The organism is Nocardioides phosphati, assembly GCF_014646375.1.
In the GTDB taxonomy this organism is placed as follows: Bacteria; Actinomycetota; Actinomycetes; order Propionibacteriales; family Nocardioidaceae; genus Nocardioides; species Nocardioides phosphati.
Genome location: NZ_BMNI01000001.1, coordinates 530071 through 545352, shown reverse-complemented (window position 1 = coordinate 545352; position 15282 = coordinate 530071). Strand labels below are relative to the sequence as shown.

Annotated in this window: 18 protein-coding genes and 1 pseudogene; 11 read left to right on the top strand and 8 right to left on the bottom strand. The window is 67.5% G+C overall.

The genetic code is table 11. The features are described from left to right. Nucleotides 1–417 precede the first annotated feature (417 nt). On the bottom strand, nucleotides 418–828 hold the full coding sequence (locus IEX47_RS02760; protein WP_188782435.1) for a heavy metal-responsive transcriptional regulator: 411 nt from the start codon (nucleotides 826–828) through the stop codon (nucleotides 418–420). 55 nt (nucleotides 829–883) lie between these two features. On the opposite strand from IEX47_RS02760, the gene IEX47_RS02755 reads away from it, so the two are divergent. The 9 genes from IEX47_RS02755 to IEX47_RS02715 all read left to right on the top strand — a co-directional run bounded on the left by IEX47_RS02755 (nucleotide 884) and on the right by IEX47_RS02715 (nucleotide 8432). After that, nucleotides 884–1198, top strand: coding sequence for a DF family (seleno)protein (locus IEX47_RS02755; RefSeq protein WP_188782434.1), 315 nt, complete (start codon nucleotides 884–886; stop codon nucleotides 1196–1198). Next, entirely contained in the window at nucleotides 1195–2547 is a 1353-nt protein-coding gene (locus tag IEX47_RS02750) for a dihydrolipoyl dehydrogenase family protein (protein ID WP_188782433.1), read from the top strand. The genes IEX47_RS02755 and IEX47_RS02750 overlap by 4 nt, the downstream gene beginning before the upstream one ends. 83 nt (nucleotides 2548–2630) lie before the next feature. Then, on the top strand, nucleotides 2631–3305 hold the full coding sequence (merB, locus tag IEX47_RS02745) for an alkylmercury lyase family protein (protein WP_188782432.1): 675 nt from the start codon (nucleotides 2631–2633) through the stop codon (nucleotides 3303–3305). A 196-nt stretch (nucleotides 3306–3501) separates the two neighbouring features. Then, entirely contained in the window at nucleotides 3502–3837 is a 336-nt protein-coding gene (gene merT, locus IEX47_RS02740; RefSeq protein WP_188782431.1) for a mercuric ion transporter MerT, read from the top strand. A 52-nt stretch (nucleotides 3838–3889) separates the two neighbouring features. After that, nucleotides 3890–4486, top strand: coding sequence for a TlpA family protein disulfide reductase (locus IEX47_RS02735; RefSeq protein ID WP_188782430.1), 597 nt, complete (start codon nucleotides 3890–3892; stop codon nucleotides 4484–4486). Next, nucleotides 4483–5382 (top strand): cytochrome c biogenesis CcdA family protein, encoded by a 900-nt coding sequence (locus tag IEX47_RS02730; RefSeq protein WP_188782429.1) that lies wholly within the window; start codon nucleotides 4483–4485, stop codon nucleotides 5380–5382. The genes IEX47_RS02735 and IEX47_RS02730 overlap by 4 nt, the downstream gene beginning before the upstream one ends. Before the next feature lie 357 nt (nucleotides 5383–5739). Then, nucleotides 5740–6915, top strand: coding sequence for an MFS transporter (locus tag IEX47_RS02725; RefSeq protein ID WP_373289201.1), 1176 nt, complete (start codon nucleotides 5740–5742; stop codon nucleotides 6913–6915). A 192-nt stretch (nucleotides 6916–7107) separates the two neighbouring features. Continuing rightward, nucleotides 7108–7479 carry a BlaI/MecI/CopY family transcriptional regulator gene (locus tag IEX47_RS02720; RefSeq protein WP_188782427.1) on the top strand — a complete coding sequence of 124 codons (372 nt, stop codon included), beginning with the start codon at nucleotides 7108–7110 and terminating at the stop codon, nucleotides 7477–7479. Next, nucleotides 7476–8432, top strand: coding sequence for a M56 family metallopeptidase (locus tag IEX47_RS02715; RefSeq protein ID WP_188782426.1), 957 nt, complete (start codon nucleotides 7476–7478; stop codon nucleotides 8430–8432). Before IEX47_RS02720 ends, IEX47_RS02715 begins: the two co-directional genes overlap by 4 nt. On the opposite strand, the gene IEX47_RS02710 is transcribed toward IEX47_RS02715, so the two are convergent. The 4 genes from IEX47_RS02710 to IEX47_RS02695 form a co-directional block, all read right to left on the bottom strand. Continuing rightward, the gene (locus IEX47_RS02710) at nucleotides 8416–8679 is read right to left on the bottom strand and encodes a hypothetical protein (protein WP_188782425.1); all 264 of its coding nucleotides are present in this window, start codon (nucleotides 8677–8679) and stop codon (nucleotides 8416–8418) included. The genes IEX47_RS02715 and IEX47_RS02710 overlap by 17 nt on opposite strands. After that, nucleotides 8676–8876, bottom strand: a complete 201-nt coding sequence (locus IEX47_RS02705) for a hypothetical protein (protein WP_188782424.1) — start codon at nucleotides 8874–8876, stop codon at nucleotides 8676–8678. Before IEX47_RS02705 ends, IEX47_RS02710 begins: the two co-directional genes overlap by 4 nt. A 91-nt stretch (nucleotides 8877–8967) precedes the next feature. Further along, entirely contained in the window at nucleotides 8968–10947 is a 1980-nt protein-coding gene (locus IEX47_RS02700) for a copper resistance CopC/CopD family protein (RefSeq protein ID WP_188782423.1), read from the bottom strand. Between the two features lie 35 nt (nucleotides 10948–10982). Further along, entirely contained in the window at nucleotides 10983–11720 is a 738-nt protein-coding gene (locus IEX47_RS02695) for a F510_1955 family glycosylhydrolase (protein ID WP_373289200.1), read from the bottom strand. A gap of 399 nt (nucleotides 11721–12119) precedes the next feature. On the opposite strand from IEX47_RS02695, the gene IEX47_RS02690 reads away from it, so the two are divergent. Beyond that, nucleotides 12120–12365 (top strand): SHOCT domain-containing protein, encoded by a 246-nt coding sequence (locus IEX47_RS02690; RefSeq protein WP_229662561.1) that lies wholly within the window; start codon nucleotides 12120–12122, stop codon nucleotides 12363–12365. A gap of 119 nt (nucleotides 12366–12484) precedes the next feature. Next, nucleotides 12485–13174: a DUF4396 domain-containing protein gene (locus IEX47_RS02685; protein ID WP_188782421.1), complete on the top strand. Its 690-nt coding sequence runs from the start codon at nucleotides 12485–12487 to the stop codon at nucleotides 13172–13174. A 133-nt stretch (nucleotides 13175–13307) separates the two neighbouring features. Here IEX47_RS02685 and IEX47_RS18175 read toward each other — a convergent pair. From IEX47_RS18175 to IEX47_RS02670, 3 genes and pseudogenes are all read right to left on the bottom strand, one after another. After that, nucleotides 13308–13511, bottom strand: a pseudogene (locus IEX47_RS18175) (TetR-type transcription factor C-terminal domain-containing protein); the annotation flags it as partial. Nucleotides 13512–13797: 286 nt separating this feature from the next. Next, nucleotides 13798–14268, bottom strand: coding sequence for a GNAT family N-acetyltransferase (locus IEX47_RS02675; RefSeq protein ID WP_188782420.1), 471 nt, complete (start codon nucleotides 14266–14268; stop codon nucleotides 13798–13800). A gap of 361 nt (nucleotides 14269–14629) precedes the next feature. Next, nucleotides 14630–15232 carry a TetR/AcrR family transcriptional regulator gene (locus tag IEX47_RS02670; RefSeq protein WP_188782419.1) on the bottom strand — a complete coding sequence of 201 codons (603 nt, stop codon included), beginning with the start codon at nucleotides 15230–15232 and terminating at the stop codon, nucleotides 14630–14632. Nucleotides 15233–15282: the final 50 nt, after the last annotated feature.

The window sequence follows — 15282 nt, the reverse complement described above, 5'->3', positions numbered from 1 at the left end:
ACTCTGGTGTGTCCCGGGTCGCGACAGACCAACAGACGCGAGGTGCAGACCCACGCCTGAAGCGTGGACGGTACGAATCGCCCGCCAAAGTTCAATAGGGAAAATGCAGTGCGTTGGCGTGACCGGGCAAAGTTCCGACGACGACCGGCCGCGCGGGGCAACATGTCCGTTCCTGATCAAGAAAGCTCACCCTCAGGTATCGATGCAGTTCGACCGGCACCTCATCCTCGTAGGCTCAAACGGGAGCGGCATCAAACCTGGGCCGCTTCAGCCACCCCAAGGCCGAACGCACCAAAGGGTGGCTTCCTTACCAATCTGTTCGGCCGCCGTTGACGCAGCCGGGCCGGCATCGCCCCGGAGTCCTGGAGGTTCACACAGAACGGGACACGACGAGCGGAACCTTCTTGGTCGGCTCCGCTACCCGTTGGGAGGAGAGGCCGAGAGGATGTGGCAGATATCGGCGTCGGAGCAGTCGGCGGGATCAAGGCGGCGGCTGCGTGCGATGAGCCCTTCGAGCTCAGTTTCCAGCGCAGCGAGGTCCCTGATGCGTGCACGCACGTTCGCGAGCTTGGTATCGATGAGGCTCACGACATGCGCGCAGGGCACGTTGCCGTCGTCGCGGAGGTCGATGATGGTGCCGATCTCGGCGAGCGTGAGGCCTGCTGCCTGGGCGGTCTGGACGAACCGCAGCCGGGCGAGCGTGGATTTGTCGTAGGTCCGGTAGCCGTTGGCACCGCGTTCGGGTGCGGGTAGTAGACCTTTGCGTTCGTAGAACCTGATGGTCTGGCTGGGTAGCCCGACGGCGTTGGCGAGCTCTCCGATCAGCATGGATCAATCCTAGCGCTTGACCTTGCACCATGGATGAAGGTTTACGGTCGCTGGCATGGACATCGCCTTGTTGTACTTCGACGACTGCCCGAACTGGAAGATCGCCGACGAGCGTCTTGCCGCCATCGCCGCAGAACGGCTGGACCTCACGGTGTCGCGGCACCTCGTCGACACGCTGGAGGAAGCCGAGCGACTGGGCTTCCACGGCTCGCCGAGCATCTTGGTGGATGGAGTCGACGTCTTCGCCGAGCCGGACGCCGGCGTCGGCCTGTCGTGCCGGGTCTACCGCACACCCGACGGCCAGGCAGGCGCTCCCACGATCGAGCAACTCCGCGAAGCGCTCGCCCGGCAAGACGGGACCGTGGGATGACCTTGCGCTACGACTTGATCGTCATCGGCGCCGGCATGGCGGGTGTCTCCGCGGCCAACAAGTGCGCTTCAAAGGGATGGAACGTCGCGATCGTCGACGCGCTCCCCTACGGCGGCACCTGCGCTCTGCGCGGGTGCGACCCCAAGAAGATCCTGCGCCGCGGTGCCGAGATCATCGACAGCGCCAGGCTGATGCGCGGCAAGGGCATCGACGAGGGCGGTCTGTCGATCAACTGGGCCGACCTGATGAAGCACAAGCACGGCTTCACCGATCCGGTCCCGCAGAACATGGAGGACAGTCTCACCGGCAACGGCATCGACACCCTCCACGGCGTAGCCCGATTTACCGATGAGAACAGCATCGAGATCAGCGGCAACACCTACGAGGCGACGCACTTCCTGATCGCCACCGGGGCGCGCCCACGCCCGCTGGACGTCCCCGGTCACGAGTATCTGGTCGACAGCACCGACTTCCTGGACCTGGAGGTGCTCCCGCCGCGGATCCTGTTCGTCGGCGGTGGGTTCATCTCCTTCGAGTTCGCCCACATCTCGGCCCGTGCCGGCAGTGCCCCGACCATCCTCGACCGTGGGGCGCGTCCCCTCAAGGGGTTCGACCCCGACCTCGTCGAGCTCCTCATCACCCGAGGCGCCGATGCGGGGATCGAACTTCGGCGCTCCACGACGATCACCGCGATCGAGAAGTCCGAGAGCGGCTACCAGGTCAGCGTCGAGCGATCGGGCCAGCCCGAGACCCTGGAGTTCGACCTCGTCGTCCACGGCGCCGGCCGGACTCCCGAGCTCGCCGGCCTGGACCTCGACGCTGCCGGGGTCGAGTGGGACGAGCACGGCGTGCACGTCGCCGCTCACCTGCAGAGCCCCACGAACCCGGCCGTGTACGCCGCAGGGGACTCAGCCAACACCCCCGGGATGCCGCTGACACCGGTCGCGGTCTTCGAGGGCAAGGTCGCCGCGTCCAACATGCTCAAAGCCACCACCACCGTCCCGGACTACGCCGGCGTCCCGACGGCGGTCTTCACGATCCCCGAACTCGCCCGAGTAGGGATGCTCGAACAAGAAGCCAAGGACCAGGGCATCGATATCGCTGTCCGCTACAGCGACACCAGTGGCTGGTACTCCAACTACCGGATCGGTGAGACGACCGCGGCCGCCAAGATCCTCATCGACCGATCTAGCGACCGGATTGTCGGCGCGCACCTGCTGGGCCCCGAGTACGGGGAGCTGATCAACTTCCTCGCCCTTGCGATGAAGCTCGACCTGACCACCCGTCAGCTGAGGTCCATGACCGCCGCCTATCCCACGGTCGGCTCAGACCTCGGCTCCATGCTCTGACCCCTACCTACCCGCGCAACTGGGCTCGGTGCTCGACAGGCCGGCCTCGACACCACGATTGGAGCGAGAGCATGAGTTCACCAGTGAGTGCCCTCCTGGAAGCCACCGGGCTACCGGCGGACAAGCTGCTGACCCAGCGCAACTCGCTTCCCGAGCCGCTGCAACTTCTGCACCGACGCACGCTGCTCGCCCTGGGACAGAGCGGGAAGCCACCGACCCGCGCTCAGCTCGAGACCTGGGCCATCGAACTTCACCTCGACCTCGACGCAGCTCTGCGTCACATGGCCGAGTCGGAACTGGTGTTCCTGGACCCCGCCGGGCGAGAGATCACCGGAGGCGTCCCGTTCGCACCCGGACCAACAGCGCACCAGGTCCGCATCGTCCACGGCCCGACAGTGTCCGCAAACTGTGCGATCGATGCCCTGGGCATCGCGGCCATGCTCGACCGAGATGTCGACGTCGAGTCGCTGGACCCCTTGACCGATGAGCCGGTCGCCGCGAGCAGCCGCGCCGGGTGCTGGACCTGGCAGCCGATTGAGGCAGTCGTGTTCGTCGGTTCGTCGGGCCAGGGACGGCTCACTGAAACGTGCTGTCCGGTGATCAACTTCTTCACCAGCAGCGACCATGCCCTCGCCTACCAGAGCGCGCACGCCCTGGACGGCTTCGTGCTCGCACTGTCTGACGCGGTCGAAGCCGGAGCACTCGTCTTCGGCGATCTCCTGAGGAACCAGTCGGCCCGACCCGACGCCCGACAGTGAACACCCCAAAGGCGTCCGTGACCGGTGCCGCAGAGGCCCTCGTCATCGGCACACCCGCTCACCACACCCCCGCGGGCTTCCTCGCGCACCTCGTGTTCGGCCTCGCGGTCACGGCCTCCAGGGAGACCGCCTTGGCGCTGCCATGACGCCACCCGCTCCACCCAACCCAGTGAACGTCCCACTAGGAGGAACTCCCATGACACAGCACATCTCGTCGCCCACCGACCAACAGCACCCCAGCACGCACCCGAGCGATGTCACCAACACCCCGGTGGAGGAAACGCCACGGGGCTTCTCCGGCCGGTGGCTCGGGCTCCTGGCCCTGCTGCCCATCGCCTGCTGCGCTCTGCCCCTGCTCGTCGTCGGCGGCGTGACCGCCGGCAGCGGCGCCTTACTCGGTGGCGTGACTGGGGGGCTCCTGTTGCTGGCCGGTGCCGCCATCGTCGGCATCTGGGCGATGCGGCGCCGCTCCCGCACCCGCGACGCCCATAGCTCGACGACCACCCCACCGTCGCGCGACCGGTGCTGTTGAGCGCACCAACCACTTGGAAACCTCACTCGACCTTGATGCAGGAGAAGCAACCATGACCACCACTTCAACGTCCACGCCCTCATCGGCCTCCGGTCCGGGGCCCGCCGGCGGGTTGCGGCGGCGCTGGCTGACCATCGCGGGTGCCGCACTCGTCACCCTGCTGGTGCTCGCGGTCACCTACACCGCGCTCAGCTCCCAGCCGGATCCCGCACCTGGTGCGGCGTCCTCGACCGCTGGCTCCAGCAAGGTTGCGACCGCATTCACCGCCTCGACATTGTCCGATGAGGAGGTTCCCGTACCTGGCGGCAAGCCCAGTGTGGTCTTCTTCTTCTCTGCGACCTGCGGGACTTGCGGGCCGGGTGCTCGGGCTCTTGCTGAAGCCCAGGCAGGCACCCCCGACGCGAACTATGTCGCGGTGGACATCGACCCCAACGAGTCCGTCGAGGACGTGCGGGAGTTCCTTACCGCCAACGACGCCGGCACCCTGGCCTACGCCCGTGACACCGACGCGGCACTGACCCGTGCCTACGAGCTCACCCAGCTCTCCACCGCGGTCGTGCTCGACGCCTCCGGCACCGAGGTCTACCGCGGCGTGGACCCCACCCCCACCCAGATCCGCTCCGCGCTGAGCAAGGCCGGCGTCGAGTGAGCGGCCTTCTCGCGCTTGCGTTTGGCGCCGGATTGCTCGCCCCCGTCAACCCCTGTGGCTTCGGACTGCTCCCGGCTGTCCTGACCGCGACCTCCGGGGCCACCGGAACAGGCACCCGCGGCGACAGCGTTGAGACCGCAGGCCTCGTGGCTCGTCTCGCGGCCGGACTGCGCGCCGGGCTTGCCCTGGCCGTGGGGTTCACCGCGACGTTCACCGTCATCGGGTTGCTCCTCACCGTCGGTGTCCGCTCGGTGATCACCCTCGTCCCCTGGATCGCCGCAGCCCTCGGCGCCGCTCTAGCCCTCATCGGCCTCGCGCTGCTCGCCGGCTGGCACCCAGCACTCCGGCTCCCCGGCCGCCACCCCGACCCCACCAAAGTCACCGGCACCCGGCGACTGGTGGCCTTTGGGTCCGGCTACGCCATCGCCTCGGCCTCCTGCACCCTGGCGGTCTTGCTCGCCGTGGTCACCCAGGCAGCGGCGACCACCTGGATCGGCGTTATCGCCGTGTTCACTGCTTACGCCGCCGGCTCCGCTTTGCTGCTGGTCAGCCTCGCCCTGCTCGCTGCCGGCACCGCCACCGCGCTCGCGCGCAGCCTGCGCGCCATCGCCCCCTACGCCTCCCGCATCGCAGGTGCGCTGCTCGCATCGAGCGGCCTCTACCTCCTCTACTACTGGCTCCCGCAGTTGCTCGGCGCCGCACGGCCCTCCGACGGAGGCGTTTCCGCGCTGTCCGCGCTGGTCTCCTCGTGGATGAGCGACAACCAACTCGCCGTCGTTATCGCAGCCGGCGTCATCCTCGTTGGGACCGCCGCCACCACGCTGCTTGCCTCGCGCCCCCGGACTCCCCGTACGCCGCGACCTCGCGCCATGTCCCACGGCAACGGGCCGCAATGAGCTGCCGTCTGGGTATTGAACCCGTTTCCCGATGCCTCGGGTCTGCTTTGGTCGGAGTCTGCACCACTGGGCTTCGTCAGCGCCGCCTCATTGTCCAGGACCGACCGCCCTGCGCTCGGCCGGCGCCCCCGTCATCTTCGCGCCAGCGTGCCGCGCCGTCGTCACCTGGTGGAGCCGGAGTCGCTCGGCTCCACCTGAGCCCGCCATACGAAAACCACCGCGCTGCGGCACTGGCCGATGCGCGTTGGTGGGCATCGCACGCAGTGCCCTGGTCGTAATCAAGGAGGGCGCCCCATCAAGAACGGAGACGCTGATTTGAGCGCCAAAGATGCCACGCCGCGACCAGGACTCCGCGACGTGTTCGCGGATCCTGGGTACCGGCGGTTGTGGTCGGCTCGGACGGTGTCGCAGTGGGGCGACACGTTCAACTTCGTGGCGCTCGCGCTGCTGATCTACGACCTGACCGGGTCCGGGCTCGGGGTCAGCGGTGTCGTGGTTGCCGAGATCTTGCCGGTGCTCCTGCTCGCGCCGTTCGCGGGGCCGTTGGTGGACCGGTGGCCCCGGGTGCGGGTGATGGTCGGCTCGGACCTGTTCCGTCTTGTCCTCGCGGTCGTCCTGGCGGTGTGGCACGACGCCCCGGTCGGGGTATATGCGGTCGCGTTCGGCATGTCTGTCGGCGCGGTCTTCTTCAACCCTGCAGCCTCCTCTATCATCCCGGCACTGGTAGAGAAGGATGCGTTGGTCGCCGCGAACAGCGGGATCTGGACTGCCGCAGTCCTCTCTCAGATCGCGTTGGCGCCACTCGCGGGGCTTCTGGTCGTCTCGCTGGGATACGGTCCGGCGTTCGCCCTCAACGCTGTCTCGTATGCGATCAGCGCCCTGCTCCTGCGCGGCCTGCAGGTGCCCGGGAACCCGGAGAAGGTCCAGCGTCGCAATCTACTTGCCGAGGCCCGCGAAGGGGTCGCCGTTCTCATGCGCCATCGGCTGTTGCGGGCGTTGGCGATCGGGCAGTGTCTCGCCGCGCTCTCGGCGGGCGCCACGAGTGCCCTGCTGGTGGTCCTCGCCAAAGAACATCTCGGTGTCAGCGGCCGTGGGTACGGGCTCCTGATCGGAGCGATCGGGGTCGGGGCCGCGCTCGGACCACTCGTGCTGCTCCGGCTCATCCGCAACCCGGCTCGCCCCTTGTTCGTGTTTGGCCCCTACGGACTCCGCGGCGTCGTCGACCTCGCCATTGCCTCGGTCGCATCCGTGCCGTTCGCCGCGGGCGCGCTGGCCCTGTACGGGATCGGCACCTCCACCGGTGCCGTCACGTTCAACTCCATGCTGCAAGGCGAGACACCCGAACATGTGTGCGGTCGCGTGTTCGCACTGATGGATGTGCTCTGGCAAGGCGGCCGACTTCTATCCCTCGCGGTCGGAGGAATCCTCGCGGACGTGTACGGCATCGAGGCCGTCTACTACCTCGGCGGAGCACTCCTGCTCGCCGCAGCTGCTGCAGGTCTGGCCTCAAACAGGGGGGCTGCAACCGTCTGACGTCGCCAGGCATCGGGAACGGAACGGCGCTCGCCTTGGACCCCGCAGCATGCGGAGAAGCTTCTTCACCCCGGCCTCGGTGCGGCAGATCTACCGACGTCACGGTGCACTCAGCCCGCCTTCCCTACTATGATTCATAGGAGTCGGGAGGCTGGGTCTCCGGCGAAAGTGATCATCGAAAGAAGGCGCAGGATGCGGCAGTTGGGTCAGCTCGAGGCGTCGGTGATGGAGCGGTTATGGGCCGCCGACCGCCCACTGTTGGTGCGCGAGGTGCTCGTGAACCTGCAGCAGGAGCGGAAGTTGGCCTACACCACCGTGATGACGGTTATGGATAACCTTCACAAGAAGGGTCTCCTGAGCCGGGAGCGGCAGGGGCGCGCCTACGCTTATCGGACCATACAAAGCCGCGAGGAGCACACCGCAGAAATGATGGAAGCGGTGCTCGGCACAGCCAGGAACCGGACCGCGACGTTGCTGCACTTCGTCGAGACCATCTCCGCCGATGAGATGGCCGAGCTCAAGGCCGCCATCGACCAGACGGCGGATCATCGGAGTGGGTCATGATCGCCACGCTGCTGCTCCTTGCGTACGCCACGGCTGTCGCCACCATCGGCCCCAGGTTCCTTCGTCGAGCCCACTGGCAGGAACGCTATCCCCGCGCCGGCATCGCCGCCTGGCAGGCGCTGAGCGCCTCTACAGTTGCGGCTGTGCTGCTGGCAGGTTTGAGCGCCGCCATGCCCATGATGCTGGTGACCACCACCCTCGCCGAGTTCCTGTACACCTGCGCCATGCTGCTACGCGCCCAGTACGCCACCCCCACCGACGCACTGGTCACGACGGTCGGATTGGGCGTCGTGGTCGTGGTGTCGAGCCGGATCGCTTGGTGTGTCGCCCGCACGGCGATCGGGGTGACCCGGGCTCGACGTGTACAGCGCTTGAGTCTTGCCGTCCTGACACATGTTGATCCGGCGACCGGCATCCTGGTACTGGAGCACGCTGAGGCGGCGGCGTACTGCGTGCCCGGCCGCGGTGGTCAGGTCGTGGTCACCAGTGGCGCTCTCGGCCAGCTCGCGGCCGAGGAGCTTGAGGCGGTCCTGGCCCATGAACGGGCCCACCTGCGTGGTCGACACGACCTGGTGGTTGCCACTGCGACCGCCCTACGGGACGCGTTCAGCTTCGTGCCGCTCTTCGCTGCAGCGGCCGACCAGGTACCGCGCCTGGTGGAGATGGCTGCCGACGACGTTGCCACGCGCTCCGCGGACCGCCGTTGTCTGGCTCACGCACTGCTGAACTTGGGCGGCGCACCGGCTCCGGCCGGCTTGCTAGGGGCCGGCGGGTCGACCGCTGCTGCGCGAGTGCGGCGCCTGGTCGCGCCGAGCCAGCCCTTCGGCATCGTCCGAGGGATGGCGGCTGCGGCCGGGATCGCTGTCGTGCTGGCGCTCCCCCTGGCGCTCGCCGCCGTCCCGGCCCTCGCGGCCGTGAGCGAGGCCTATTGCCCCGTCAGTTGGACTGCCTGATCGTCGGGTCCACTCCAGTGGTCGAGCCGTCGATCGCATGCTGGCTCGCGCTCGGGTCGCCGTGGAGGCTCGCCACCTCGGCGCGGAGGCGCTGGACCTCCAGCTCGAAAGCGTCAGAAGTGCTCTCGGGATGGCACATGCCAGGCATGCCGCAGTGCCTCCCGTTGCGCATCGGGCGGATGCAGAGCACATAGGTGAGGGTCACTGCCGCCACGGCTAGGAGGCCCGGGATGATCAGCTCGCTCACAGGGGCTCCGAGTCGGCGGCTGAACGGTCCCGCTGAACGGACTTGAGCTGGTCGACCTCCGCCCGCAGTCGGCTGAGCTCGTCCTGACCTCCGGAGGCGGCCGGAGCGGTGTGGCGCGGACGCATCATGAAGAACATCATCAGGCCCATGCCCACTGGGCACGCCAGTACGGCCACGGCGTAGAAGAGCTGCTCCATCGTGGGTTCCTTTCATCGTCGGCACGGACTCGCGCCACCATCTACTAGATCACTTAGTAGTGTAGAGCTTGCCGGCAAGGTTCCACCGTCATCACGTTCGAGGGCCTGGGTCGTGCGTGTGCAGATCGTGCTTTTCCTCCGGGTAGACGATGCTCCGGGTGGTCAGGTGGTTGGGCGCGGTCAGCGTCTCGCGCGTGATCCGGCCATGGTGGTCCAGGGTGAGCCGCACGTAGGTGCCCTCCCCGGGATAGCCCAGAGCCATGACGGTCTCGCCCGCGTTGTCGTCTCGGTCAATGACCACCACTGTCGGCGCCACCCCAGAGCCGTAGGGGTCGGAGTCGAGGAGCTGTTGCCCGGTCAGCTGCAACCTGACCTCATCACCGAGACCCGTGTTGGTGTTGCTGGTGACTTGCTCGTAGAGGGTGAGCTCTGGGATGGCTCCCATGATGCGCACCGTGCGGCGCAACAGGGCTGGGGCTTGGCGGGGCGGCCAGGCCACGGTGACCGCGGTGGTTCCGCCCGGGAAGTCGGAGGAGTCTGCCTTGAATGTGACCGTGTTCTGTCCGCGCTGCCAGTCAATGGCTGCGACGAAGCATCCCGGGCCGCAGCGGCGCAATGGGAGGTGACGGGATGCCGGGTCGCCGGCAGCGGTCAGGTTGGCGTCAAGGTCGTAGGTGTTGGTGTCCACCGCGTCTTCTGACATTTCTGTGTCCGGGGTGGACAGGCGAACCAGTAGTTGGCCTTCCGAGGCCGTGGCGCCGACGCCGATCCACCCAGCACGCCCGCCAGCAGCAGAGATCGGCCCGAGGGGTGGCGGCGGGAACGGTAGCTCTGCATCCCGTAGCACCGGTGGCGACAAGGACGTCAGCAGCGCTGACACGGCCAACACTCCGGCCAGTCCGACCACCTCCAGGCGGGCGGTACTGCCGGGCTGGGCGAGCGCGGGGCGGCTCTTGAGGTGGTGGCGCGCCAACAGGGCCAGGGCGGCGATGACTACGACAAGCGTGATCTTCGCCAGCAGCCATCGCCCGTAGGTGGTTCCGAATAGGGTGTCTCGTAGCCCGGCCGGCCCAGCCAGTAGCAGGCCGCTGATCGTTCCGGTGGCCAGCACGAGCGCGAAGAGCCCCAGTGCCAGCCGGGCGTACGCCACCACGGCCGTCGCGGCCGAAAGTTCTCGGTTGCGACGCGAGTGTCCGACGCGTACCACGTGCACCAGCGCGCCGACCCAGATCGAGGCGGCACCCAGGTGGACGAAGATCAGTACCGCCCCCCAGCCCGGACTGGCGGCCTGAGGATGCGCCCTGAAGCCCTCCGCCCCGGCAACCGCGACCAGGACGAGACCCGCCCACGCGTGGCGGCGCAGCAGCATCGCGGCGCCGGCCACGGCAAAGCTGAGCACCTCGACCGCTGCGACCCTGCCGGCCGTCGACTCCACCAAGGTCCACGGGCTCCGAGTCGACGCCCCAGCCACGAGGGAGCCGTCGCCCAGCAGCGTGACTGCTAGACCCAGTGCGGACACCAGACCGAGTAGGACACCCGTGCGCAGCAACGCCCGAGGGTCGTCCTGCTCCGTCCCTGCAAGAGCTGTCCGTCGTGTCAGCCGGGCGCCGACCAACCCCCCGAGCGAGAGCGTCAGACCCGCGAACATGCCCCATCTCAAGAGCGTCAACAACTCCCAGCCCTCGACCTGCGGCTGAGCGCCCCCGCCCAGGGCCAGCCCGGCGCTGGACCCCACCGCAAACCGGAACTCACCGGTCATCGTGTCGCCGTCCGCCGCTGTGGCCGTCCAGTCCACGACGTACTGACCTACCGCCAGCTCCTCAAGCACCGGTGCGGTTATCGTCCGCCCGTCCTCGCCCGAGGCGGCCTCACCCAGACCGACCTGTTCCCCGCCCGGGCCCCGCAGTTCCAGTGCTGACTCGGCCGGACGCACCGCTTGGTCGAACACCAGCTGGATCTGCTCGGGAGACGTCGGGACTGCGCCCTCCACCGTAGGCGTCGCAAAGAGAAGCGTCGCGTGCGCCTGAGCTGCCGGTGCGGGACCGAGAAGCATCGCAGTCGCGAGGAGCACCAGGGCACCGAAGCGGCGGAACCTAGCTCGTGGATTCATGACGTGCCGGGTCGCTCCGCGAAGCTGTCGCCTCCGTCCGCGGACTCCCACACCGTCCCGGCCGCGGCGGCGTACACCGCGTCGGCGTCCTCGACGTGCACCGCCTCGGGTGCACCAGGCAGTTGGCCGCGCGCCTCCCATGAGGCGCCGGCGTCGGTGCTGACGTGCACGGCTCCATCGGGTGCCAGGCCGAGCAGAGTGCCGTCAGTGGCCCAGTCGACGAGCACGAGCAGCGGCGCGCCGGACAACAACTGGAACGTCCTCCCGCCGTCCTGGCTGCGGGCGGGGCCCTGCTCGGTCGTGGAGAGGACGACGTCAATGTTCTCCGGGTCGACCGCGAAGTCCGCCATCGGCTCGGCAGACCGGGCCTCCCAGTCACGGCCGTCGACGCTGACCATCAACGCGCCCGTCATCGAGTTGAGGCCGAAGACGGTCTCGTCCACCACCTCCAGGGAGTGAAAATCGGCCTCGCCGGACAGCGACAACGGCTGCCAGGACGCCCCGCCATCGGTGGACTCGATCAACCCCACCGAGGACGGCCCGTCCTGGTGCTCCCCGGGATGACCGCTGGCCAGGAAGCGGCCCGGCCCCGCGACCGTGAAGCCCATGAAGTCCTGGACCGGTGACACCAGGGTCACTGCGCCCTCAGCCGGCACCCGGAACAACCCGTAGTGCGAGCCGGCATACAACATGCCGTCGGCTGGATCCACGCCAAGGCCATGGATATGTTCCATGTCTGCGCTCTGACCGCTCGACCCGGCGTCGTCGCCCGCCTTGGCGGATGCTCCTGCGTCCGTGGCGGAAGCGCAGCCAGAGACAAGCACTGCGACTGCCGCGACGGCACCGGCAAGTCGGCCCGGAAGATGGCGGGCACGAGGGGAAGCGGGCACGGCGAACTCTCAATCGTTGGGAGGGTCTGCAGTTTCAGCAGGCAGTCTACGATATTGGATAGTAGATAATCCGGCGGCTCATGAGCGAGTGGCCCGTTGCCACTCGTCGCGCCGTACTCTCGTTCGCCGGGCAAGATCTCTTCCCCCTGAGGGGCAGCCGATCGGGGGCGGCTCCCGTCCTGGAACCGCGCCTGGTTGAACTACTATGTATGGTAGTTGTACGGCTACCGAACGGAGACCGGAATGAATGGCACCGAGATCGGCGACATGGGCATGACCGGAATGATGGTGTGGATGCTCGTGGCAGGTCTGCTGGGATTGGCCGCATTGGCCGCGGTCGTCGTAGGGACCGTCTGGGCGATGCGCCGCTGGTCCACCCCGGGCCATCAAAGTGCTGAACCCGCGCAGGAGCAGCTCAAACGCCGCTTCGCAGCGGGCGAGATCGACGAGGATGACTACCTCAGTAGGCGCGCCCTTTTGAACGACTAGCTGACACACGCCAACTACCGCCAAGCAGCCAGCCGCTCTCCCCCAGCACATCAAGGCCGGCGCACGCCCCAACCCTGCAACTGCAGGCACGCCTCCCTGATCACGAAGGACTCAACACCATGGACATGCGTTCCGCCGTCCCCGACTGGCTCACCCCGGTCGCCTGGACCTACATCGCGCTCTCTCTGCTCAGCGTCGCCGTCATCGCCGCTGACATCTACCTGGCGCGCCGCCGTCACCCCAGCGTCGCCACCGAGCTGGTGTGGATCAGCTCGGCTCTCTACCTCGGCCCGTTCGCCATCCCGATTTACCTAAACCGGGGACGCGCCGGCAACGCCTCCTCAAACTCGGCGGACGGTGTCGGGAGAACGACGAACGAGTCAGCGGTCGCGGTGCTGCCCGGCGGAGGGGCATCCGCCGTCGCGCACCTCATCGCCGTCCCGTTCGTCGTGGCGGTCGGCTGGACGATCGCAGGTCTGGCGATGTGGCCCATGATCCTCGTCATCGCCTTACTCGTCGTCGTCATGCTGGCCGTCTACGAGCGCATCGACAGCCGCCGAGCCCACAGCGGACACATTCGCGGCCTGTCCATCGGCGCCGCGCTCGTCACCGCCGTCATCACCGTAGTGGCCTTCGACGTCGGCATGGTCGGCTGGATGCTGCTGCTGCACTTCAACAACGCCATGCCGGCGGTGACCGAGAGCACGTTCTGGTTCCTCATGCAGCTCGGCGTCATCGCCGGTCTCGTGACCGGCTACCCGGCAGTTGCGTGGCTCCTTCGCCGCAACCAGACCGTCGTCCCCGTCTGACGCCTGTCTGGCCGATGCCGGAACCATGGGACATACGTGGCCCATCGCAGGCACAAGCGGCCGCCTGGGATCGGCGCGGAGTTGATCGCGGTGAAGCCGGCGAGGTCGGTCGCTGCGAAGGTTGGCTTGTTACTCATCGACTGGGTCCCTGGTTCACGACTCCGTTGAGGACGATGTCGAAGATCGTGCGCGCTGCGGTCTCAGCGTCCCACTCGTGTGCGGCGCGCATGTGGATATAGGCCCACCCCACGAGGTTGAACAACACCGTGGCTGTGATGGTCGGCGAGAGGGTGCGCAGGGTTCCGTCGGCGGCGCCGTCACGCAGCAGGCGTTCGAAGGGTTCGGCGAACCCATCAACGACGAATGCTTCCGGTCCGGGCTGGTGGAAGACCTCGCCATGGGCTGAAAAAGCTGCGCACGTAGGTTCACGCGCACCTTTTCTGTAGACCTTCCATGCGCTTAAGGAGAGTCCGTCTCGGAGCTGGTTCGTCCAAGCAGCGGCACGTCGGGGCCAGTCCCGCCAGACAACTTTGCGGGCCCCTGACGATCACCGGATCCCCAACTCCGTAACCCCAGCCCCGCCCCACTCGGAGGACAACCGCCGTGCTCACGAGCCGCGGCGATCAGACGGTGATGGCCTTCCAGAAGACGACCTTGTTATCCCCGGGACCGTAGAAGTCCCGGATCCGGGCTTCTTCATCGAACCCTCGCGCCCGGTAGAACGCGCGGGCATTCGCGTACTCGTCCGTGCTGGACGTCTCCACGATCAACACCCGAGCTACATCTTGCCCGGCATCGCGCAGCACGCCCTCGACATGCCTGATGAGTTGGCTCCCCGCTCCCCTGCCGTGCAGGTGGGGCTCGACCGCGAGGAAGTACAGGTTCCACACCCGGTCGGCGAAGGGTTCGGGCGCGAGGTAGGCCACACCAACCACGAGGTCCTCGGTGCGGTCAACGCCCTGACCATCAGGGTCGACCATCACGTACCAGTGGTGTCCCTGAAGCTCCTCGTTCAAGGCGCCGCGGAACGCGGTCACGAAGTCGTCCAGCTCGTCGACGCCGAACATGTGGTTGGTGAGGGCGAGGTCCTTCACCGATGCCTCGTCGTTCTCGATGGCACGTCGGATCAGATTGTGCCCGTGCAACGGTCTACTCCAAATCGTTAGACGCAAGCCCACTTGAGGGCCCGCTAATGAAGCCGCGGTAGCGGCCAGTGCCGACATGACCCGTCGACGCACAGGCGTCGGACGGGCTTACAGCCCATTAGGGCCGAAACTCACGAGGTATACACAACGCTCCTGAAAAACGAGCTGTAGGGCGACGCTAGAGCCCGCTGTCGTTCGGCGGCCAGTCGATTGCTGCACGCGTGGCGATCCAGGGCTCGTCGGGAAACCGGCCAAGCCATGCACACCTCGGCCGCGCCAGCTCCGCCTCGAAGCTGGGGGTGCCGCGCTTTCACCGCAGGACGGCAGTCAAGGCAGCGCGCAAGACCGCGTCCAGGTCGGTCGACTCCTCGACGATCCCCTGAAGAGTCAGTCCGTCGACCACGGCGACCAGCACCGCGGCAGCGGCCCGCGGGTCCACCGACTCTGGGACCTCTCCGCCGCGGTGACTTGAGTCGATGATGTCGGCCACGAGGTCGGTGAACGCGACCAGACCACGTCGGTGAGCAGCGGCAAGGTCGGGATGCGAGGCGGCGGCCGCGCTCAGCGTGACCCACACGATCGCTTCTCGCCGGCGCTCCTCATCGAGTGGAAGCGCCTGCTCACACAGCCGGTGCAGCACCTCGTGAACCTTTCCGTCGAGTTCCGTAGCAGCCAGGCGGGCCGAGATGCTCTCGACGGTCTGAGCGAACGCCGCGAGCAGCAGGTCCGCCCGGGTAGCGAAGTGATGCTGTACGGCACCACCCGAGACGCCTGCCTCGCGGGCCACCGACCGCACGCTCAGCAGGTCGAACCCTTCACGAGCCACGACGCTCACCGCCGCGTCCGCGACCCGGCGCGCGGTCTTCGACGCCACATCGGTGCGTGACGTAGGGGCAGCGGTGCGCGTGTTCACCATACGAGTGTATCGTGACCGAGGCTCACCATACGCTCGTATTGATAAGG